Consider the following 21,367-nt stretch of genomic DNA (forward strand, 5'->3'; position numbering starts at 1 on the left):
TAAAACCTCTAAATTAAAGCTCTACGAATACCTAATCCTATTTTATCAGGTGTATAGGTCTTCACAACACAGTCTTTTGGAACAGTAACGAAACCGACACCACCAAAGAGCAAATCACTCTTGTAATCAGTGTGATACTCCTGTCCTTTGAGCGCCGGCAAATAATTTTCACCGGTTGGCGGAGTCAATAACTCGCCCACGTGTTTTTGATAAAAATCATCCGCATTTGCAGTCTTAGTACGATGCAGTTTAACGCCTCGTGCAGCATAAACCGTAAAGCTGGTAGATTGACCTTTAAGATAGTCGATTCGGCCTAAACCACCCAAAAAGATGGTATTTCCAGGCAGCAACTGAAAGGTAGCAGGTTTAATCGGTTTTTTAGGTGAGACTACTTCAAGATCGGCAGCGTTAAGACGAGTGGCCAACTGATTCGTACTCATAATTCCCGGCGTATCAATCAGGTGGTGGCCATTTTCAAGTGGAATTTCAATGCGATCAAGCGTAGTTCCTGGAAAACGAGACGTAGTAATTACGTCCTTTATATCGCCCATTTTATCAATAATGGCATTAATTAAAGTTGACTTGCCGACATTGGTCATTCCAACAAAGTAAATATCACGGTCTTGTGAAGCTTGATCTAAATACTCAATCAGCTCATCCAAGTTCTTTTGGCGAGCAGCTGAAATTAAAAAGATTTTTGAGGGATACAATCCCATGCGATTTGCTTCTTGACGCATCCAGTCTTTAATTCGACTTTGACGAGAATTTAAAGGAAAAAGATCAAACTTATTACCGACTAGGATAAATTCGTTATCGCCGACAAAACGTTTAAGCGAGGCTAGCAATGAGTTAGAAAAGTCAAACAAATCAACTACATTCACTACTAAAGCCTTCTTAGTTGCCAGTGAATTCAGCAATGCCAAGAAATCATCATTATTCAGATCAACAGGCATGATTTCATTATAATGACGCAAACGAAAACAGCGTTGACAATAAACGTTGTCCGTTTCTCCTGCTTCCGCCTTCTTTAAAGCGGCAGCTGGCAAATAGCCGGCCTTTTTTGGGTCGTCTGATTGCAAAACAGCACCACAACCAATACAAATAATTTCATCATCCATTTTTCAATGTCTCCTTAAAGGTTACGCGATGTGACAAGGCTAAAAAGAAGAAAATAATTTTTTCGAAAAAGCGATTGATTCGCGTATTCCACTTGTCAGTTTCAACCAGTGGCTTGACTAATACTGTTTGGACACCGGCCAAATTGCCAGCCTGCATATCGGTGATTAATTGGTCACCGACCATCATGACTTGCTTTTTATTTAAACCTAATTCTTCTCTCTCTTTGCTAATTGCAAAAGGCAATGGCTTTTTAGATTTGGCAACAAAGGCAATGTGATATGGATTTAAAACTTTGCCTACTCTTTCGGCATTATTATTTGAAATGACAACCAGCTTGATGCGAGCTTTTTGCAAGCGTTGATTTAACTTATCCATTTCTTTGGCAGTTTCAAATTTGTTCCAAGCTAAAAGCGTATTATCCAAATCTGAGAAAACCGCCTTGATTCCCATAGCTTGAAGTTTTTCTGTTTTTAAATGATAAATTGTATCAATTGTGTATTTCGGGCGAAATAACATTCTATAAATTCCCTTCATTAATGTACTATCTCTAATATTATCAGAAAAGGACCCGATTTGATAAATTTAGGTATAAAAAAAACTGGGAAATTCCCAGCTTTCTTTAACTCTTTTAGTTTAAAGCTTTTTTAGCAGTATCTGCTAACTTAGCAAAAGTTTCTGCATCGTTGTAAGCAATGTCAGCAAGCATCTTACGGTTCATGTCAACACCGGCCAACTTTAAGCCGTGCATTAACTTAGAATATGAAATATCGTTTTGTCTTGCAGCTGCGTTAATACGAGCGATCCATAACTTTCTGTATTCGCTCTTACGCTTTCTACGGTCACGGAATGCGTACTTGTAGGAAACAAACAATTGAGTGCTTGCAGCCTTAAATTGCATATGCTTTGCGCCACGGTAACCCTTGGCAAGCTTCATAATCTTCTTACGACGTTTACGTGTTACAGTTCCACCTTTAACTCTTGGCATCAGAAATTCCTCCTAATATCGTTATATCGTACTTAAATAATAATTAACGCATTTGGGAAAGCATCTGTTTGATGCGCTTCATATCACTGCGTGAAACCATAGCAGCTTTTCTCAAATGACGACGTTGCTTCTTAGTCTTACCGTGGAAACGGTGACCAGTAAATGCGTGATGACGCTTTAAACCACCATTAGCAGTTCTCTTAAAACGCTTAGCAGAAGCGCGGTGTGTTTTCATTTTTGGCATTGTTAAATTCCTCCAATTAATTAGTTATTCTTTTTGTCTTTTTCACTCTTAGGTGCAAGCATCAAGAACATTGAACGACCTTCCATTTTAGGTCTGCTGATAACTGTTGCAATATCTGAAGTAGCTTCAGCCATCTTTTCAAGTACTTGTTGACCTAATTCCTTGTGAGTGATTGCTCGACCTCTGAAACGAATAGAAACACGAACCTTGGCTCCTTCTTTAGTAAGGAACTTTTTAGCATGCTTCAACTTAGTATCAAAGTCGTTTCCTTCAATTGTTGGACTTAAACGAATTTCCTTGACACTAACCGTCTTGGAATTCTTACGAGATTCCTTCAACTTCTTTTGTTGTTGGAAACGGTACTTACCATAGTCCATGATTCGAGCAACTGGTGGCTTAGCATTGGGCGAAATCAAAGCTAAATCAAGTCCAGCGTCACTAGCTTGACGCATGGCTTCACTCTTTGAAACAACGCCTAATTGTTTACCATTTGCATCGATTAAACGAACCTCGCGTGCACGAATTCGATCGTTTAAGATTAAATCCCTTGGTATGATTCTTCACCTCCGTGTTAATTTGAGGACAAGAAAAAGGCGGGATAAGTAACACCCACCTTTAATCAACAGAAATTATCGATCAGCCCAGAGGTTTATTAACTTAGGCGAGAAGCGGGAGCTTCTTCTTGTTCTCAACTAGAAATAGTATACTCGTTTAACTCTTATCAGTCAACAAGAGATTTTAGTTTTTACGTGAGTATGACTTGACGTCAGCATCAATTTCGTTAATGAAGTCATCAAGACTCTTTGAGATTTCTTCATCAGTACCGTAACGACGAACGTTTACGCTATTTGACTTCATTTCTTCATCACCTAATACCAAAGTGTATGGTACCTTTTGGGTTTGTGATTCACGAATCTTGTAGCCAAGCTTTTCATTACGGTTGTCAACTTCTGCTCTGAAGCCGCGCTTAGCAAGTTCTTGACGAACCTTTTCTGCATATTCGCCGTGAGCGTCATTGTTAACTGGAATGATTTCAGCTTGAATTGGTGCAAGCCAAGTTGGGAAGGCACCCTTGTAAATTTCGGTCAAGTAAGCGATGAATCTTTCCATAGTACCTACGATACCACGGTGAATCATAACTGGACGGTGTTCTTCACCATCTTTACCAACATAAGTCAAACCGAAACGATCTGGAAGCATGAAGTCAAGTTGAATAGTTGACATGGTTTCATCATTACCTAAAGCAGTCTTAGTTTGAATATCAAGCTTTGGACCGTAGAAGGCAGCTTCACCTTCAGCTTCAACATAGTCAAGGCCAAGGTCATCCATAGCACCTTTAAGCATCTTTTGACTTCTTTCCCACATTTCATCGTTGGCAAAGTACTTTTGAGTGTTCTTTGGATCACGGTATGAAAGTCTGAAGTAGTAGTCAGTAATGTCAAAGTCTTTGTAAACATCCATGATCAACTTCAAAATCTTAGCAAATTCATCTTGAACTTGATCCAAGGCAACAAAGGTGTGACCATCGTTCAAAGTCATTTCACGTACACGTTGAAGACCTGACAAAGCACCGGATTTTTCATATCTGTGCATCATACCAAGTTCAGCAACACGAAGTGGCAAGTCACGGTATGAACGAATGTGGTGCTTAAAGATTTGAATATGTGAAGGACAGTTCATTGGACGAAGTTCAAGCATTTCGCCATCACCCATGTCCATTGGTGGGAACATATCGTCACGGTAGTGTGCCCAGTGACCTGAAGTCTTATAAGCATCAAGGTTCATCAAAACTGGAGTATATACGTGTTGGTAACCGTCAGCTACTTCACGGTCGATGATGTAACGTTCAACGACACGACGAATGGTAGCCCCCTTTGGCATCCAGTAAGGAAGACCTGCACCAACCTTTGGATCAACGAAGAAGAGGTCAAGGTCACGACCAATAGTTCTGTGGTCACGTTCCTTGATTTCTTGACGACGCTTAAGATCAGCCTTTAAGTCAGCTTCCTTGAAGAAGGCAGTACCAAAGATTCTTTGAAGCATTGGGTTTGAAGATTTGCCCCCCCAGTAAGCACCAGCTACTGACAAAAGCTTGAAGTGCTTGATCTTGCCAGTGTTTGGAAGAAGTGCGTCAAAGCCAAAGTCAACAAAGTCGCCAAGCTTATATGCATCAACAACATCATCGTCAATCTTAGCAAGAAGTGCACTCTTGTATGGATCGTCTTTATATTCATCTTCAAGATCTGACTTGCTTACGCGAACGTGTTCAATCTTTTCACCGTTCTTAATAGCCTTTTCCATAGCTTTTTCAAGTTCTGGCAATTCACCAATCTTAATTTGGTCATCCTTGTCAGTATCAACATAGAAGCCACCTTCATCGGTAACATGTTCACCTAAGTGAAGCTTTGGATATTTAGCTTTAGCAACTGCTTCAAAAAGGAATGCGGCAGTAGCACGCAAAACATCTAAGCCTTCTTTATCCTTATCAGTGATGATTGCAACTTCAGCATCACTATCAAGTTCGTAGTCAAGTGGTTCAATTTGACCATTAACCTTACCTGCTACAGCAGCTTTTCCAAGTGAAGTAGCAATCTTATGTGCTAAATCAGCGATTGACAAGTTTTCATCAAAATCTTTCTTTGAGCCATCTGGCAAAGTAATTGAAAAACTCATTATTTCCCTCCAGAAAAATAAAAAAGCCCCAGTGCCATACAGCACTGGGACGTTAATTAGCGTGGTTCCACCCAAAATTCAGACTAGCGTACGTCTAGCCTCTCGTATGAACTGATAAAGGAGCTCACCCATTTTATTGTATTTTGGGAGCGAAAGAATCGGGACGACTTTCTAATGAAGAACTTCCAGAACTAGGTTCTTCTCTCTGAGACGAAAGTCGTCATATCTCTTTCATTAACTGATATTATACGCGCTCCCATTTTCTAATCAAGTCCTAATTTTAAATTTTTCTGCGATTTGGACCAGAAACAATAACTTCTCTAGCCAAAAAGCGAATCCGCTGCATAATTCTCGCAGCTTTAACCTTATCTAAACTATTTTTTGTTTCGGCAAAATGCTCTTCTAAAGCCTCCATATCAAGATTAGAAGAGAAGAAAGTAGGCAAAACATTGTCCATTCTTGCCTGCAAAATTACGCCTAAAACATCATCTCTAGACCATGGACTTAATGTTTCTGCTCCAATATCATCTAAAATCAAAAGATCGCATTCCGCAACGCGTTTAATCTCAGCTTGCAAACTATTATCTTCAAAGTGACTTGATAAGCCTGCAATAAAAGTCGGTACATGCAAAAAGATTACGTTTTTGCCGCTTTGGGCAACTTGATTTGCTAGTCCAGCCAAAATATAGGTCTTTCCTCGGCCAAAATCGCCAGAGAGATACAGGCCTTGCTGATGAGGATTCTTGCTATATTTTTTCAAGAACTCACCAATCTGAGTTAGCGCTTCTTTTCGTCCCTTGTCAATCTCAATCTCACTCAGACGGACATCATGCAACCGTTCAGGCAAATCGATTAGCTGCAAATGCGCTTTGGTGTTTTTTTCCATATCTGCTTCAATTTTTTCAGCAGTTGGCCGGTAGCGAACGTCGATCACCTTGCCATTTAAGAAGAGTTCGGGCTCATAACCCGCCATCACCTTATTGGGATCCTGCAGCTGTGAATAAAATTCGAATAAATTCGGCATGGAAGTTTTGACCATGTTTTTATCAATTTTATTCTTATTTTTAATTAAAAAATCTCGTACTGCAGGATTATGCAGAATCTCTGTTTGCAACTCACCTTGATCGCCCAAATTGCGTTTTTTCACGATTTTATTGATCACATCACCAATCGGTTGCATTATTACTCACCTACTTTGATCCATTCTGATCTTCTAAGTTCTTGAAGAAATTCTTTAAATCTTCTGAATTGACATTGGAATCTGTCTTGGCTTTTTTCTTGCTCCAATCAGTTCCCTTTTCAACGTGCTTAGGTTGATTATAGCCATAGCGTTGCGGCTTTTTGCTCCGCTTTTCCTGTCTTTTCTCCAGATATTGCAACGCCTGCGGTGCCGATGCAATACCATGCTGCAGCCAATCATTGGCAATCCGATATGCCAAATTGGGCGATACCATTGAATCGTAAGTTAAGCAGGCATAGACCAAAACGTTGATCAAATCGCTTGGCAGGCCATATTGGCTGCGCAAAACATTCAGAGTCCGTTTTTCGCCTGGACTTGCAAAACCGCCCTTATCAGCTTTAATTTGATACAAAAATTCAGCCGGTGACATCTGAGTTGCGTCTTGCAGCAGTTTTTGCTTATCAGTTGATACTTTGACTGGTCTTGCCTGATTGCTATCCTGTGTTAATTCATGATTAACCTGTTTACGGGTATGGGAGCTGCGGTAATTTTCGGCGATCAAATTCTCTATTTTCCGCAAGTCCAATTCCTGTTGACCGTGCAAACTAGGCAGACTTTCATCAATAAATTCTTGTTCGTCTAAGCCATAGGTCTGCATTACGCCCAAGATCTGCGCCTTCTTATGATCAATTTCAGAACTTGGAATGCTGTAACGGGCAAATTGATCTTTCATAAAGCCCCAGTCAACATGATCGTTTTGATTAACTTCTGCGGTTTTTACCTTTGGCGCCGTATTTTCTTGAGCTGCTTGGATTACTTCTGTTGACGGATTAATTGCTTCATCCCCCGGCAGATGAAAGACTTCAATAAATGAAGCTGAAATATCGCGAGCATTTTTGACTTTTTTTTGTCGACTTCTGGTTTTCTTGGCAAAATAATGACTTAAACTGTGAAAAGCCGTGTTGCCAACCTTTTCTTTCAGCAGACTAGCCAATAGCTGCGTAGAAAAAAATTCTTGTGAGCTAGGAACTTTTAACAATTTAAAGGCCAAAACCTGATTAACAACATTATCAACTAAGTAAGTCTGAACTAATCCGACAGCTTCCAACTTGTGCAAAGAGCGGAAAAGCAACTTTAAATTGCAGTCCAGCTGCTCTTGTAAAGAATAGATTCCCTGAGCATCTGACAAAATGGAATATGGATTAAAATTTTGAATCAAGGTTTGATATAAAGCAATTGCTGTCGACCCAACCAAGGGCTGATAAAGTTTAATCAGAATTTGCTCATCATCTGGAAAAAGATCAATTTGATTCAGCACATAAAAGGGCTGCTTGGGATCAGCTGTCTCAAACATTAATTATTATCCTTCTCTCGTTTGGCCATCATGTCTTCCATTGTTTTCATGAAACTAGACATATCTTTAAATTCACGGTAAATCGAGGCAAAACGAATGTATGCAACATCGTCAATATTAGCCAAATCATCCATCACGAACTGGCCAATCTTCTTGGATGAAATTTCGCTTACGCCTTGCTTTCTGATTTTATTTTCAACATCGTCCGTCAAGTGTTCGAATTGTTCACTGGAAATCGGACGTTTTTGTCCTGCCGCCATTACACCATGCAAAATCTTTTCCCGGTTAAATGGCTCACGGGTACCATCATTCTTGATAACTAATAATGGTGCGGTTTCAACTCTCTCAAAGGTAGTAAAACGAAAACCGCAATTTTCACACTCGCGCCGACGTCTAATTGCACGATTTTCATCACTTGAACGCGAGTCAATCACACGTGAAGAATTATGATGACAATTTGGACATTCCATAATTATCCCTCTGCTTCAACTTTCAATAAGATTTCTTTTAATTTCTCTTCTAATTCATCTATTGTACCAGTATTATCCACTACAAAGTCCGCCTTGGCAATCTTTTTTGCTAATGGCATTTGACTATCAATTCTGGCTTGCGCTTGACTTTCAGTTAAATTATTGCGTTCCATCAATCGCTTTAGCTGTAAACTTTCAGGCAAACTAATCACTAATACGAAGTCACACAGCCTTTGGCCCCCTGTTTCATATAGTAAAGGCGCATCAAAAACGACAATCTTTTCTGCCTGTTCGCGATACTTGTTTAGCTTATTTACTACTTCTTGATAAATCAGGGGATGTGTTATTTCATCCAACCGCTGCATTTTTTGCGGATTATGAAAAACAATTTCTCCGAGCCTTTTGCGATTAATCTTTTTGTCTGAATCCAGAATTGCAGAAGAGAACTCTGTCACAACTTCGTTATATCCCTGTTTGCCTGGATCATAAATATGATGCGCAATTTTATCGGAATCAACGATTGGAATATGATGTTTTTTAAAGAAATTATCCGCGGTGCTTTTACCTGTCGCAATTCCACCGGTTAAACCTAAAACTAAAGTCATTGATAGTTCACCTGACAATGTGGACAAAATGTGGTTCCACGGCCATTAACTTTGATTTTTTCAAATTTATTGCCGCAGTTTGGGCAAGCCTCGCCGACATGACCATAAACCTGCAGCATTTTTTGAAATCCGCCTGCATTACCGTTAGCATCCAGATAAGTATGGACTGTAGTCCCGCGCATTTTAATAGCAATGGAAATTTCATGATTGATCTTCGTGTGCAGTTCTTTTACTTTATCTTCTGGAATTTTTGAAGCAATGCTTAGCGGGTGAATTTTGCTCTGCCATAAAACTTCATCAACATAAATATTGCCTAAACCAGCAACGATTGATTGATCAAGCAAAGTATTTTTTATATTTTTATGCTTGCGCTTTAACTTGGCAATAAAATAGGCTTCCGTAAATTCTTTAGAATTAGGCTCATACCCTAATTTGCCAATCCCTGTCGTTTGCCGTTCTGTCCCGGTTAAAATCAGCTGCATGCGGCCAAATTTGCGGACGTCGTTGTAGCGAAGCGCCGTGCCATCCGTAAATTCAAATTGCACGTGGTCATGCTTATCTTTAGGCGCATCAGGCGTAGTTAAATGATATTTTCCTTCCATACGCAGATGCGATACAATCGTCAAATTATCACTCAATCTGATCAAAAGATATTTGGCATAACGATCAATATCTAAAATCTTTTTGCCTGGCAGCTCATCAATAAACTGTTGGTGATCGGTAGCGACTATTTTGGGATACCAAAGGGTCACTTTTTTGATTGTTTTTCCTTTAACTAAAGGAATCAAAGTTCGTCTAACTGTTTCAACTTCCGGCATTTCTGGCAATTAAATCACCTACTTTGCATCGTACCAGTTATGACCCCAACCAGAGTCAGCAATTAGTGGCACATCAAGTCTGACGGCAGATTGCATAACTTCTGGCACGATTTTCTTCACTGTCTCTAATTCATCTTTAGGAACATCAAAAATCAATTCATCGTGAACCTGTAACACCATCTTGGTCTTCAAGTGCATTTCTTCAAGCTTCTTTTGCATATTAATCATCGCAATCTTGATGATATCTGCAGCTGAACCTTGAATTGGTGAATTAATTGCTGTTCTTTCCGCAAAACTTCTGACATTGAAGTTCTTAGCATGGATATCAGGCAAATAGCGACGGCGGTGCATGATGGTTTCAGCATAGCCTTTTTCACGTGCTTCTTGAACTGCTTTATCCATGTAGTCACGAATCTGTGGATACTGTTCAAAGTAATTATCAATAAATTCCTTAGCTCGTTTTCTTGAAATACCTAAATTCTTTGAAAGGCCGTAATCGGAAATTCCATAAACAATTCCGAAATTAACTGCCTTGGCATGACGCCGCATCAAAGGAGTAACGTCTTTTGGCGAATCCAAGTGGAAAATCTTCATGGCCGTATGCGAGTGAATATCGTAGCCCGTCTTGAAGGCCTCTTGCATGTTTTGATCGCCAGAAACGTGGGCCAAGACACGAAGCTCAACTTGTGAATAGTCGCAAGAGAAGATGTAGCCGTCTGGTTCACTTGGCACGAAGGCCTTTCTGATTTGCTTTCCTTCTTCGGTGCGGGTAGGGATGTTTTGCAAGTTAGGATCCACACTAGAAAGTCGACCAGTTGCAGTCAAAGTCTGCAAGTAACGTGTGTGCACGCGGCCATCTGGTTGAATGACGTCAAGCAGACCCTTTACATAGGTAGATTGAATCTTGGCAATTTGACGATAGTCCAAAATTTCGCTAACGATTGGGCTTTGCGTCTTCAATTGATCAAGTACTTCAACTGAAGTTGAATAACCAGTCTTGGTCTTCTTGATGACTGGCAAACCAAGCTTTTCAAACAAAATGTGACCTAATTGCTTAGGTGAATTCAAGTTGAACTTTTCACCAGCTTGGCTATAAATCTTGTCTTCGAGTTCCTTCAATTGAACGGCAAATTCATTTTGCAGTTGAATTAAAGTACTTGCTTTGACCTTCATCCCGTTCATTTCCATTCTGGCTAAAACGCGCGCGGTTGGGATTTCGATCGTATCAAACAAGGCATCTTGTTCGTGGTCTTTAAGCTTTTCAAGCAGTGGTTTCTTAAGTGATTCGATAGCATTGATCTTAGAAGCTAAGTGGTTGAATAATTCATCATCGTCATCAGGGATGTGTTCACTCTTACCTTTGCCGTAGACTTCAAGGTCAGTCTTAACGGAATAATCCCCATAAAGATGGGCAATTTCACCAAGATCATTAGAGTTGTTTTCATTATTAACTAGATATGAGGCTAAAAGCATATCATAATCAAGGCCGTGCGTATGAATGCCTAAACGATGGGCCCCAACCATGGATCTCTTTAAGTCAAAGACGTTCTTCTTGATCTTTTCATCTTCTAAGATGTGCTTGATATTGTCTTCTTCAAGCAATTCCACGTCTCTTGAAACATAAATCTTGTCGTTGATCTTCAAGCTAAAGCCGACAAAATCTGCTAAGTGGTAGTTAGCACCGAGCATTTCTAGATAAAATTCAACAGTGTCTTTTTCAGTGGCTTTAACATCTTTAACGTTGTCATCGTTTAAAACAGTGTATTCTACTTTTTCAACTTCGGCACCATCTTGACCGGCACCTGAAGCATTAAGTTCTGCCAAAAACTTGCGGAAGTTCATCTTTTCGTAGAATTGCCGCAGCTTTTCATAATCAACTGGCTCGCGTTTTACGTCATCAATATCAATGGTAACTGGTGAATCACGATCAATCGTGGCAAGTTTTTTAGCTAAAAAGGCCTTGTCTTTATCACGAATTAAACGTTCCTTACGCTTAGATTTTTTCATTTCATCAATATGATCGTAAAGATTTTCTACTGAACCATATTCCTGAATTAAATTAGAAGCTGTCTTAGGACCGATGCCTTCAACACCTGGGTAGTTATCAGAGTTATCACCCATCAAGGCCTTCATGTCGATGAATTCGGTTGGAGTGACACCGTTAACTTCCTTCATATGTTCTGGTGTATAAGCTTCAAGTTGAGAAACACCAGACTTGGTTACTTCGACAGTCGTCTTGTCGGACGCAAGTTGGGTCAAGTCGCGGTCACCAGTTACGATCGTGGTTGTGAACCCGGCCTTTTCACCCTTCGCAGCAAAAGTACCAATGATGTCATCTGCTTCATAATTCTTCAATTCATAAGTTTTAATACCCAAGTCATGCAGCATTTCTTGAATGTAAGGCATTTGTTCGAGCAACTCTTCTGGAGTTTTCGCACGTCCACCTTTGTATTCACCATACATTTTTGTTCTAAAAGTGACTTTTCCTGCATCAAAAGCTACCAATACGTGGGTTGGATCAACGTCTTTTAAAAGGACATCGAGCATATTCTTAAAAGCATAAATGGCATTAGTGTGCAGGCTGTCTGGACTCTTGAAAGATTCTAGTTGACGATAAAGAGCGTAAAAGGCTCTGAAAGCTACAGAGTTACCATCGATTAGAAGTAATTTTTTATCTGCCATTTTATTCCCCTTTTATAAAAATTGTTCTCTATACTTACTTATCTATTTTACCAGTTTCGGCAGTAGTATTTCAGCATGTTGTTTGAGGGAAAAGAAAAAAGCTCCGATTGGGACTTGGATAACGTTTCTCGTAAGTTAGATAAAAAGGAAGTCGTGAAGACTTTAAACCATTATTTTTTGTGGCATTTACATTCCTCTTGAATTAGATAAATATAAATAGTGAAACATACCAATAACGGTGGACTCATTTACATTTCTCATGAATTAAATAAAGATTTAAGACAAAACGTTTGTTTTCTACTTGTAAAATTACATCAAAAGATATCAATATCAAACAAGAATAGTAGTTAAATTGATTTAAATCTTTTCGCCGATTGTAAAATCAAATTGAACACTTTAGAAAAATAAAAAGTCCATTTGGACCTGTTTGATAAAATGTAATTACCACAAAACATTCAGAAACGAGGTCACAAATGGACTCTTTACATTCTATCATGCCTGAGCATCAAAAGGGAAAGCATTTATCATTTGAACAACGGGTTATTATTCAAACTCGCTTGAAGGATGGCTGCTCTATCAGAGCTATCGCTCGTGAGTTGTGCTGTTCGCCTTCTACAATCAGTTACGAAGTTAGACGAGGCACTGTTCCTCTTTATCGTGGCAAACAGAAGCGTTACAAGGCTGATCATGGTCAAAGTGTTTATCAGACTAACCGACGCCACTGTGGTCGCAAATCAGACTTCTTGAAGAAATCTGACTTTATCAAGTATGTCAATAAGCATTTCTTTGAAGACAATTGGTCACTTGATGTATGTGCCAATCGCTGCTTGGCTGTGGGTGAATTTAGCAGCGATCAGATAGTCTGCACTAGAACTCTATATAACTATGTAGATCAAGGCTTGTTGGCTATCAGAAACTCTGATTTGCCTGAGAAGTTAAAGCGTAATACTAAAATTCATCGTGTTCATAAGAACAAGAAGAAATTAGGTCGAAGCATTGAAGAACGCCCTAAAGAGATTAATGATCGAAAAGAGTTTGGTCACTGAGAATGCGACCTAGTCTTAGGACATAAGACTAGAGATGATCAAGTACTGCTAACTTTGTCTGAGCGAATGAGCCGTGAGTTTCTAATCTTGCGTATTCCAGACAAGACAGCTGCCAGTGTTATGAGCGCTTTTCCAACTCTACATAAGCAGTATAGTGAGCACTGGAATGAAATCTTCAAGACAATTACAACTGACAATGGTTCAGAGTTTGCGGATCTTTCCAATCTAGAGGAAGTATCTAATACCTTAGTCTATTACGCCCATCCATATACTTCTTGCGATAAAGGCACTGTTGAAAGACATAATGGGCTCATTCGCAGATTCAGGTGATTACATCAATAACTATTCTCTTCAGGAAATCATTGACATTGAAACCTGGTGCAATTCGCTACCAAGAAAAATATTGGCATATCATACACCAGATGAAATCTTTGAAAGAGAATTCGATCATATCTATCAAGCAGCTTAAGTGTTCAATTTATTATTGCAATTTACGATTTAAATCTTTTTATTAGAATTAATAATTGCCATAGCGTTTTGCAGCAGCTCTTGAACGATAGAAGTAAATATATCCTCCACCTTGCTGGAAATATAAAGCCTTTCTATGATGACGATTTACCACACGGAAAGTTGTATCACTGCCACCTTTTTCAAAAAGAATAATCATTGACTTTTCCTGATAACGAACGAGATTATGTTTGCTTACTACATCAACATCCTTATAGCCACCATGATAAAACTTGGTATAAGTCTTCCCCACTACATTACCACCAACAGAATTTGCAGTGATTTTCATTTTGTCATGCTTATTGGCATACCATGTACCTCTAAATCTTTTAGGAATATATTCTCTTTTTAGTCTAGAACTTGCTTGTACGGTTTGACTTGCTGTTGAATTTTTAACCTTAGCAAATGATAGTCCAACTGCAAATGTTAATAAAAGAATCAAGCTAATAAAAATACAATTAGATTTATTTTTCTTCATTATTGTTTCTCCAATTACTTGATAAATTTAAAGTGTATATCCATTATAGTTTATCTGAATCTAAAGAACGACCTAGCATTTATTTTCCAAACTTTTTAGAATTAAAATTCTACAAAAAATCAGGCAATCATTTCTGATTGTCTGATTTTTTTAATTTAGTATATCTTTACAAATTCTGCATATATTTCTTAGCGTTCATAACAGCATGACGACCAGAATTTACACTATGTGCACATGCTGACCCACCTAATGTGATTGTATAAACACTACGATATTGCATTGTAGAATCGGCTCCTGCTGCATATAAACCTGGAATTGTATTGAAGTTCTCATCAATCACTTCAAACTTATTATTTTCACCAATACCACCTAAACCAACTAAGTTAGAATTGTCCAATCTACCAATGTAATATGGACCATCCTCTATTGGGACTAAGTCTGCTTTTTCCTTGTTAAATCCACGATCTCGACCTTCATGACAGAAGTCGTTATAATCGGAAACTGTCTTAACCAAAGTATCCTCAGGGATGCCTACATCTTTAGCTAAAGCTTCAATTGAGTTCTCTTCATACAAAGAATTACCACGATTCTTCTTAACGGCATTAGCTAAAATCTCATCAGGATCCGGTTTCTTGAGAAGTGCTATTTTTGCAAATTGATCCCAAATTTTCTTGTTGAAAACAACATATGTATTCCTAGTAGCCTTAATCGGCATGTGTTGATACAGCATATTGTAAGAAGTGATGTTTTCATTTGCAATTCGTCTACCATTTTGGTTAACCCAAATAACTGGACCACCTCCGGCAATCATTGTTTCAGGAGCCATCTTAGTTAATCTGTTAGTTGGTAATGCTTGAATGTAGTTATCCATAAATTCAGGGGATTCTTGTAGCATATCTTTGGCACCAACTGACATTGCCATTTGATATCCATCACCAGTATTAGATGGCATCGACAAGAACTTCAAATTCTTAGTTTGCCAGCCTTGCTTAGCAATTAATTTAGCATTATGACCAACACCACCTGTAGCAAAGATCGTAGCCTTAGCATTTACTTTAATAAATCCTTCTGTGGTTTTAGCATAAACGCCTTTAACTTTATTATCTTCATAAATTACGCTGTAAGCAGGTGTATTGAGTAAGAATTTAACACCATACTCATCAGCTTTTTTCTTCATATATGGTACATAACCTGATGCAGCTACACCATCTTTAAACCAGTGGAACGTTGGAAATTGACAAATACCTGCATAATCATCAACTTTAGTTAACTTAACACCGTTTTTGATTAACCAATCAATATTAGCTGAAGAATTATTTACTAGATCAACCCAGAATGATCCATCAACACGATATTGTACTAATTGCATTTCCTTAGCAATGATCTTTTCTGGTTCAGTATGAATACCAGCAGCTTGTTGCATTTTAGTATTAATGCCAAAGATACCTTCTACACCACCACCATTACCAGCGACAAAACTGTTCTTTTCAAGAACCACAGTATTCAATCCAAGTTCACCTGCTTGAACAGCAGCAGCTAAACCAGCAATACCAGAACCTACAATGACCAAATCAGTATCAATTGTCTTAACTATCTTTTGTGGTTTCTCACGCCAATTAGAATAATCATTGACGTTAGTTCTAGTAGTTGCATCATAACGTTCCACATTAGCAGTACTTATCTCATTATCATCAGTACTACCACCTGCATCAACAACTGCTTTCTTAACAGCTACCAAAATGCCTTTAGATGAATAACTAGCACCAGATACTGCATCAACATTTAAACTCTGTGTCCTACTAATTTCATGAGAAAAAGTATCGATTACAGCTTTATTCAAATTAGTGTCAGCTAGTTTTTCTTCACTTTTAATCCCTGCTACTTTGCCATTCTCGACATTAACGATCAATGGCAACTTTTCACCTTGATAAACTTCAGCAATAACTTTATACTGACCGTCCTTCAAACTCATTTTAGTTTTCTTTCTTCACAAATTGACTAGCCTTTTCACCAGCAATTCGACCTGAATTCCAGGCAAAAGCATTACTCAAGCCTTCAATAGTTGGATAAGATGAATCAAACATCCCCGAAGCATCATTACCAACTGCATAAACACCTGGAATAACCTTTCTATCTGATGTTAAAGCCTCAAAATTTTCATTTACTAATCCACCACCAACTGTCCCCAAAGTGGTTGATACTGCCTTAACAGCATAGAATGGCGCCTTTTCAAGAGGAAATCTCATAAATTTACTATCTTTATAGAAATCAGTATCTTCTTTCTTAGCAACCAATTTGTTATAGCGCTCTAAGCTGTCTTTTAGATTTTCTTCTGGTACGTCAATGTCTTGAGCTAATGCTTCTAAACTGTTTTCTTTCCATACAGGATCTTTACCAGCTAGGCTGTCTATTTCTGTTTGCAGATTTTTCATCGGACCTACTTGATATGTCATGTCTTTATGAGCCAGTAAAGCTCCAGTTCTTTCAAAGGATCCTGTCCAATTCAGTACGTTATTCTTCAAATAATCGACAAAGTTTTGATCAAATACAAAGTAATAATGACCACCTGTAGCATATGTTGTATCACCCCATAAAGCAAAGTCATAAACTATGTCTTCATTGGTGAATCTCTTACCCTCTTGATCTAACCAAAGTAATGGTAAAGTAGCCAATGTCATTAAGTTGCCATTGTTCCAAGGATTTTTAGCACCAGTAACAACAGAAGCCGCATGATTTTCAAATATCCGCTTATAGTCATTTACACCACCGACTTCTTTTAGCATTCTTAAGCCATCGCCGGTTGCTTTACGTTCACCCATTGAATAAAGGTCTTTAGGATCAATAGCTAAATACTGCTTTACTTCTTCTTTATTACCACCAAATCCACCATCAGCTAAGATTACTGCTTTAGTGGCAATTTCTTCTTCTTTGCCATTTCTAATAACTTCAATACCAGTAACTTTTCCGTTTTCTTGAATGATCTTGTTGCCAGCTGTTTCAGTTAATAAAGTACCACCAGCTGCTTTAAAGTTATCCATGAATTTCTTAAAGCCATTAAACTTATCAATAAATTGATGATAAGTTCTAGGATGATTTTGGTGAACTTCCTGTGTATTAGTAACTAACTCTGTATCAATACCATTTTTTCTCATCCATTCAATGGTATCTGCACTTTTAGCTAAAATTACTTTAGTCAAACGAGCATTAGATGAGTGGTGAGTATAATTCATAACTTCTTAAAAAGCATCTTTTAGAGTATACTCTTCGCCATGTTCCTCTTGCTCTTTACTACCAACAGCAAAGAGTCCTTGTGCACCAAACATGCCGGCTCCACCAAATTTATCTCCCTTTTCAAGTAAGGCAACCTTGGCACCAGCTTGAGCAGCAGCTAATCCAGCACTTAAACCTGAAGCACCAGCTCCAACAACTACGATATCAAATTGTTCCATTTTAATTTTCTCCTTTTTTAATCACGATTTTTATCTAGAACATCCCTAATAGCGTATTTAATCGCATTAGAAGTAACGGTTGCACCACTTATTGCGTCAACATTAGTACTTTGTGCTTTTATAATGCGACTAGGCAATTCAGCTACAGCTTTAGACCCAATGCCTTTGCTTTCTGAATTATGATCACTAATTTTAATTTGCTTTATCTGATGATCTTTAATACCAACTTCAATATCAAAATCTGCATTTCTACCATGAGCAATTGTGTCGTAAGTTCCATCTTTCCATTCATTGGTAGATGAATTATCAGTTGAGTATTGATCATTTGCTTTCATTTCTTGATCATACTTCGCTTTATCAAGTACTCTTTGATAGCACTGTGTACCAGCAATATAACCCGATGCCAAAGAGAAGCCATTTGCTGTACCACCAACAAGATATGGCACACCCCAGAAGTCACCATCAGCTCCAGCGATAAATAGGCCGTTTATTACTTGATTGAACTTATTCAAGGCACAACAAACGCCATTAGTTTTAATACCGCCTTGAGTAACCCAGCCTGAGAAGTCATTCTCAATAACATAGAATGGTCCTTTATTAATTGGGTTCAAGAAGTTAGGATCTTTGAATAATTCTGTGTCTTCGCCTTGCTGACACATTTGGTTGTAATGCTGAATTTCTTTACTTAAATTAGTCAAATGTGACTTTTGCTCTAGTTCTTCTAAAGTATCAGCTTGCCAGCACCAACCTTCACTTTCTGCCTTTTTAATGTCTTGATCAACATTCTTTAAAATCTGGTTAGCAAATGCCATAACAAACATTGGTGCAGTAACTTTCGTCTTCAAATACTTCTGCGTATATTGATCCAAGGTCATTGTCTTGAGAATATCTAGTGTACCTTGATCAACAACAGAATAGAATTTGCCACCTTCTCTGATTAACGGCTCGCTGTTATACATGGTCCGCTTGACAATTCTGCTTCATCTACAAATCTTAAGCCGTGGTTATTTACAATTACTCCACCCAAAAGAGCAATTCTGAATAAGGAGTTGTCACCCCATAATGTCTTCATAAAAGTAGCAGATTTATGGTTAACCCCACCGCCTTCATTCATAGCAATCGTGAAATTTTTACCCATTTGTGCGCCAGCTTCTTGAGCTAACTTAATTCCTGAGCCATCTACGAATGCATTAGCATAACCGTAAACCTTAGGGATGCCATAATAACGCTGTATCATTTGATCATTGTGCAAGAAGCCACCACCACAGATAATGACCCCATCTTTTGCGTTAACTTGTACAAGCTTTCCATCTTCTGTTTGTGCAATAACTCCAGTAACCTCATGATCATTGCTAAGAATTTTTATTACCTTAGTTGACCAAAGTTGTTTTACACCAGCTTGATCAACCATTTTCTGAAATTGGGCGGCACGTTTAGGACCAGATTCTTTGTAAACCTGTTCTCTTAGTAATATCATCACCAGGCTTAGCATCTGTATATGTTGGAATAAAAGTAACTCCACCATCTTTTAATAAATCAATTGCTTTACCGGTTGCTTTTAACGCATTAAGTGTGAATCGACCGTTAGCTTGATAATTATTCTTCTCCCAGATATAACGAAATGCCTCGCCAACAGTCATATAATCAGGATATTTTTTCTCATCTTCAGTTTCTACAGCTAAAGCAGCAGTTGAGTAAACGTTGTTCATTTCGGTAAAGTCTTGTGCACGATCAATACCAACAACTTTTGCCCCGTCCTTAGCTGCTTTAACTGCTGCAGTCATTCCTGCAGCACCAATACCTACAGTTACAACATCGCAATTTAAAACTTCATCAACTTTTTGATTCATTTCTTTCACCTGCTAATCCAATGACTTAATATATTCGGTCGCATTCATAACAGCATGACGACCTGAATTTACACAGTGAGCACAGCAAGATCCACCTAAGTTAATGGTGTAAATTTCTTTATATTGCATGGCACTATCAATTCCTGCAGCATATAAACCAGGAATCTTGTTCCAATTGTCATCAATAACTTCAAAGTGACGATTCTCGCCAATTCCGCCAATACTAATAGCGTAAGATTGATCCAAACGTGCAATGTAATATGGGTCCTCATCAAGAGCAACTAAGAATTTACGATCTTTACCATATTCTTCATCTTCACCATTTTGGCAATATTGATTGTAGCGTTTTGTCTGTGCTACAAAATCATCAACTGGCAAACCGACCTTTTCTGCTAATTCTGATAAAGTATCAGCCTTATATAAAGAATTACCCTTATTTTCTTTAACTGAACGATCAAGTATTCTTAAAGCCCGCTCTTCATCTTGATCTGCAAATTGATCAATACCTTGCATACTCTTTTGTTGTTCTTCAGTTAAGTCTTGTAAGTTAGCTTCATACTTAGCAAACATTTTACGTGTGAAGACTAAATATCCATGCTTAATGAATTTAAATGGTTGAGATTGTAAAATGGCATTACGATCCGTAATACTTTCATCAGTGAATCTAACACCATCTTGGTTTACCCAAAGTGCTGGACCACCTGAAAGCAAATCACGTCCATTACCCAAAGGAAGAGCCTGAATATAATTGGTGATCAGTGGAGCTGAACGATCAAATGCATCTTTAGCACCAGCAGCTATAGCCATCTTATATGCATCCCCTGTTGAACCTTTCATTCCAACAAACAACATGTTCTTAGTGTTCCAACCTTGACGATGTACCAGCTTTTTATCTTGACCAAAGCCACCCGAAGCAAAAATAACTGCTTTAGCATTAATCTGTACTACTTGGTCATCAATGTTGGCATATACACCCTTAACAGTCTTGTTTTCGTAAATCAAACCAATTACTGGTGAAGAAGTACGAATATCAACGCCTAGTTCTTTAGCTTTCTTTTCCATGAACGGAACATAACCAGTGGCACCTCTACCACCTTTAAACCAATGGAAAGTTGGTAATGGACAAGTGTGGTGATAATCATCTACACGATCAAATTGAACGCCTTGTTTTTGCAGCCAGTCTATGTTCTCAGCGGTATTGTTAACTAAATCGACCCAGAACGAACCATCAGCTTGATATTGAATGGTCTTTAACTCATTCTCAACAACTTCCTGCTTGCTAAAATTAATACCTGCCTTCTTCTGCATTGCAGTTTGAGCACCCATCATGCCTTCAACGCCAAGACCATTACCACCGACAAAACCATTTTTCTCTAAAACAATGGTCTTAATGTCTTCATAACCAGCTTGAACTGCAGCTGATAAACCAGAAATACCGCTTCCTACAATCACCAAGTCTGTATTTTCTACTTTATCAATGTGGCTAGGCTTTTTAATCCATTTAGCATAATTATCAGATTCATCGTTAGTTTCTTCTGACTTTTGAACTTGATGTTCAAAGTCATGAATATTACCACCCGCATCTTTTATCGCATGTTGTGTGGCATCCAAAATACCATTGCTAGAAACAGTAGCCCCTGAAACTGTATCTACACTAATGGATTGATCCTTAATAATGCGATTACTCATTTTATTTAAGGTATTTTCTTCAAGAGTAGACATGTCATTGGTTTGTGACTTAATTTGAACAATTTTATTATCTTTTATATCAATACTAAGTGTTAAAGGTCTTTCCATTCCCTTAGCTTGTTCTACAAATTTGCCATCTTTCATAATTAAGCCTCCTAATAGTTAAATTACTTCAATCTCATAGTATGTCACCGCTTACATAAATGCCAATATAAAAA

18 protein-coding genes, 2 pseudogenes and 1 other annotated feature are annotated in these 21,367 nt (G+C 38.3%); of the genes and pseudogenes, 1 reads left to right on the top strand and 19 read right to left on the bottom strand.

Going from position 1 to position 21,367, the window contains the following annotated elements:
- Positions 1-8: 8 nt before the first annotated feature.
- The 12 genes from yqeH to polA all read right to left on the bottom strand — a co-directional run bounded on the left by yqeH (position 9) and on the right by polA (position 12,130).
- Entirely contained in the window at positions 9-1,118 is a 1,110-nt protein-coding gene (gene yqeH / locus HMPREF0493_RS02050) for a ribosome biogenesis GTPase YqeH (protein WP_006351596.1), read from the bottom strand.
- Positions 1,111-1,653 (bottom strand): YqeG family HAD IIIA-type phosphatase, encoded by a 543-nt coding sequence (locus tag HMPREF0493_RS02055; protein ID WP_006351597.1) that lies wholly within the window; start codon positions 1,651-1,653, stop codon positions 1,111-1,113. Before HMPREF0493_RS02055 ends, yqeH begins: the two co-directional genes overlap by 8 nt.
- A gap of 94 nt (positions 1,654-1,747) precedes the next feature.
- On the bottom strand, positions 1,748-2,104 hold the full coding sequence (gene rplT, locus HMPREF0493_RS02060) for a 50S ribosomal protein L20 (protein WP_006351598.1): 357 nt from the start codon (positions 2,102-2,104) through the stop codon (positions 1,748-1,750).
- Positions 2,105-2,147: 43 nt separating this feature from the next.
- Positions 2,148-2,348: a 50S ribosomal protein L35 gene (gene rpmI, locus HMPREF0493_RS02065; protein WP_006351599.1), complete on the bottom strand. Its 201-nt coding sequence runs from the start codon at positions 2,346-2,348 to the stop codon at positions 2,148-2,150.
- Positions 2,349-2,368: 20 nt separating this feature from the next.
- Positions 2,369-2,902: a translation initiation factor IF-3 gene (gene infC / locus HMPREF0493_RS02070; RefSeq protein ID WP_080881244.1), complete on the bottom strand. Its 534-nt coding sequence runs from the start codon at positions 2,900-2,902 to the stop codon at positions 2,369-2,371.
- A gap of 25 nt (positions 2,903-2,927) precedes the next feature.
- Positions 2,928-3,038 (bottom strand) — a sequence feature (ribosomal protein L20 leader region).
- Positions 3,039-3,086: 48 nt separating this feature from the next.
- Entirely contained in the window at positions 3,087-5,021 is a 1,935-nt protein-coding gene (gene thrS, locus HMPREF0493_RS02075) for a threonine--tRNA ligase (protein WP_040456914.1), read from the bottom strand.
- Between the two features lie 280 nt (positions 5,022-5,301).
- On the bottom strand, positions 5,302-6,201 hold the full coding sequence (gene dnaI / locus HMPREF0493_RS02080) for a primosomal protein DnaI (RefSeq protein ID WP_006351602.1): 900 nt from the start codon (positions 6,199-6,201) through the stop codon (positions 5,302-5,304).
- Between the two features lie 10 nt (positions 6,202-6,211).
- A complete protein-coding gene (locus HMPREF0493_RS02085; protein WP_006351603.1) occupies positions 6,212-7,555 on the bottom strand; it encodes a DnaD domain protein in 1,344 nt (447 codons plus the stop codon).
- A complete protein-coding gene (gene nrdR, locus HMPREF0493_RS02090; protein WP_006351604.1) occupies positions 7,555-8,025 on the bottom strand; it encodes a transcriptional regulator NrdR in 471 nt (156 codons plus the stop codon). The genes HMPREF0493_RS02085 and nrdR overlap by 1 nt, the downstream gene beginning before the upstream one ends.
- Positions 8,026-8,027: 2 nt before the next feature.
- The gene (gene coaE, locus HMPREF0493_RS02095; protein ID WP_006351605.1) at positions 8,028-8,630 is read right to left on the bottom strand and encodes a dephospho-CoA kinase; all 603 of its coding nucleotides are present in this window, start codon (positions 8,628-8,630) and stop codon (positions 8,028-8,030) included.
- Positions 8,627-9,457 (bottom strand): DNA-formamidopyrimidine glycosylase, encoded by an 831-nt coding sequence (gene mutM / locus HMPREF0493_RS02100; RefSeq protein ID WP_006351606.1) that lies wholly within the window; start codon positions 9,455-9,457, stop codon positions 8,627-8,629. The genes coaE and mutM overlap by 4 nt, the downstream gene beginning before the upstream one ends.
- A 9-nt stretch (positions 9,458-9,466) precedes the next feature.
- Positions 9,467-12,130: a DNA polymerase I gene (gene polA / locus HMPREF0493_RS02105; RefSeq protein ID WP_006351607.1), complete on the bottom strand. Its 2,664-nt coding sequence runs from the start codon at positions 12,128-12,130 to the stop codon at positions 9,467-9,469.
- Positions 12,131-12,603: 473 nt separating this feature from the next.
- Here polA and HMPREF0493_RS02110 point away from each other — a divergent pair.
- Positions 12,604-13,645: pseudogene (locus HMPREF0493_RS02110) on the top strand (IS30 family transposase).
- A gap of 48 nt (positions 13,646-13,693) precedes the next feature.
- Here HMPREF0493_RS02110 and HMPREF0493_RS02115 read toward each other — a convergent pair.
- The 7 genes and pseudogenes from HMPREF0493_RS02115 to HMPREF0493_RS02145 form a co-directional block, all read right to left on the bottom strand.
- Complete coding sequence (locus HMPREF0493_RS02115; RefSeq protein ID WP_006351611.1) at positions 13,694-14,161, bottom strand: hypothetical protein; 468 nt, start codon at positions 14,159-14,161, stop codon at positions 13,694-13,696.
- Between the two features lie 166 nt (positions 14,162-14,327).
- The gene (locus tag HMPREF0493_RS02120; protein ID WP_006351612.1) at positions 14,328-16,133 is read right to left on the bottom strand and encodes an FAD-dependent oxidoreductase; all 1,806 of its coding nucleotides are present in this window, start codon (positions 16,131-16,133) and stop codon (positions 14,328-14,330) included.
- Between the two features lies 1 nt (position 16,134).
- A pseudogene (locus tag HMPREF0493_RS02125) lies at positions 16,135-17,610 on the bottom strand (FAD-dependent oxidoreductase).
- Between the two features lie 17 nt (positions 17,611-17,627).
- Positions 17,628-18,569: an FMN-binding protein gene (locus HMPREF0493_RS02130; RefSeq protein WP_006351615.1), complete on the bottom strand. Its 942-nt coding sequence runs from the start codon at positions 18,567-18,569 to the stop codon at positions 17,628-17,630.
- Entirely contained in the window at positions 18,548-19,087 is a 540-nt protein-coding gene (locus HMPREF0493_RS09170; protein ID WP_006351616.1) for an FAD-binding protein, read from the bottom strand. The genes HMPREF0493_RS02130 and HMPREF0493_RS09170 overlap by 22 nt, the downstream gene beginning before the upstream one ends.
- Positions 19,044-19,460 carry an FAD-binding protein gene (locus tag HMPREF0493_RS09175; RefSeq protein WP_003630977.1) on the bottom strand — a complete coding sequence of 139 codons (417 nt, stop codon included), beginning with the start codon at positions 19,458-19,460 and terminating at the stop codon, positions 19,044-19,046. Before HMPREF0493_RS09175 ends, HMPREF0493_RS09170 begins: the two co-directional genes overlap by 44 nt.
- Positions 19,461-19,472: 12 nt before the next feature.
- Positions 19,473-21,293: an FAD-dependent oxidoreductase gene (locus HMPREF0493_RS02145; RefSeq protein ID WP_006351618.1), complete on the bottom strand. Its 1,821-nt coding sequence runs from the start codon at positions 21,291-21,293 to the stop codon at positions 19,473-19,475.
- Between the last annotated feature and the right edge of the window lie 74 nt (positions 21,294-21,367).

It is taken from the genome of Lactobacillus amylolyticus DSM 11664, assembly GCF_000178475.1.
Taxonomy (GTDB): Bacteria; Bacillota; Bacilli; order Lactobacillales; family Lactobacillaceae; genus Lactobacillus; species Lactobacillus amylolyticus.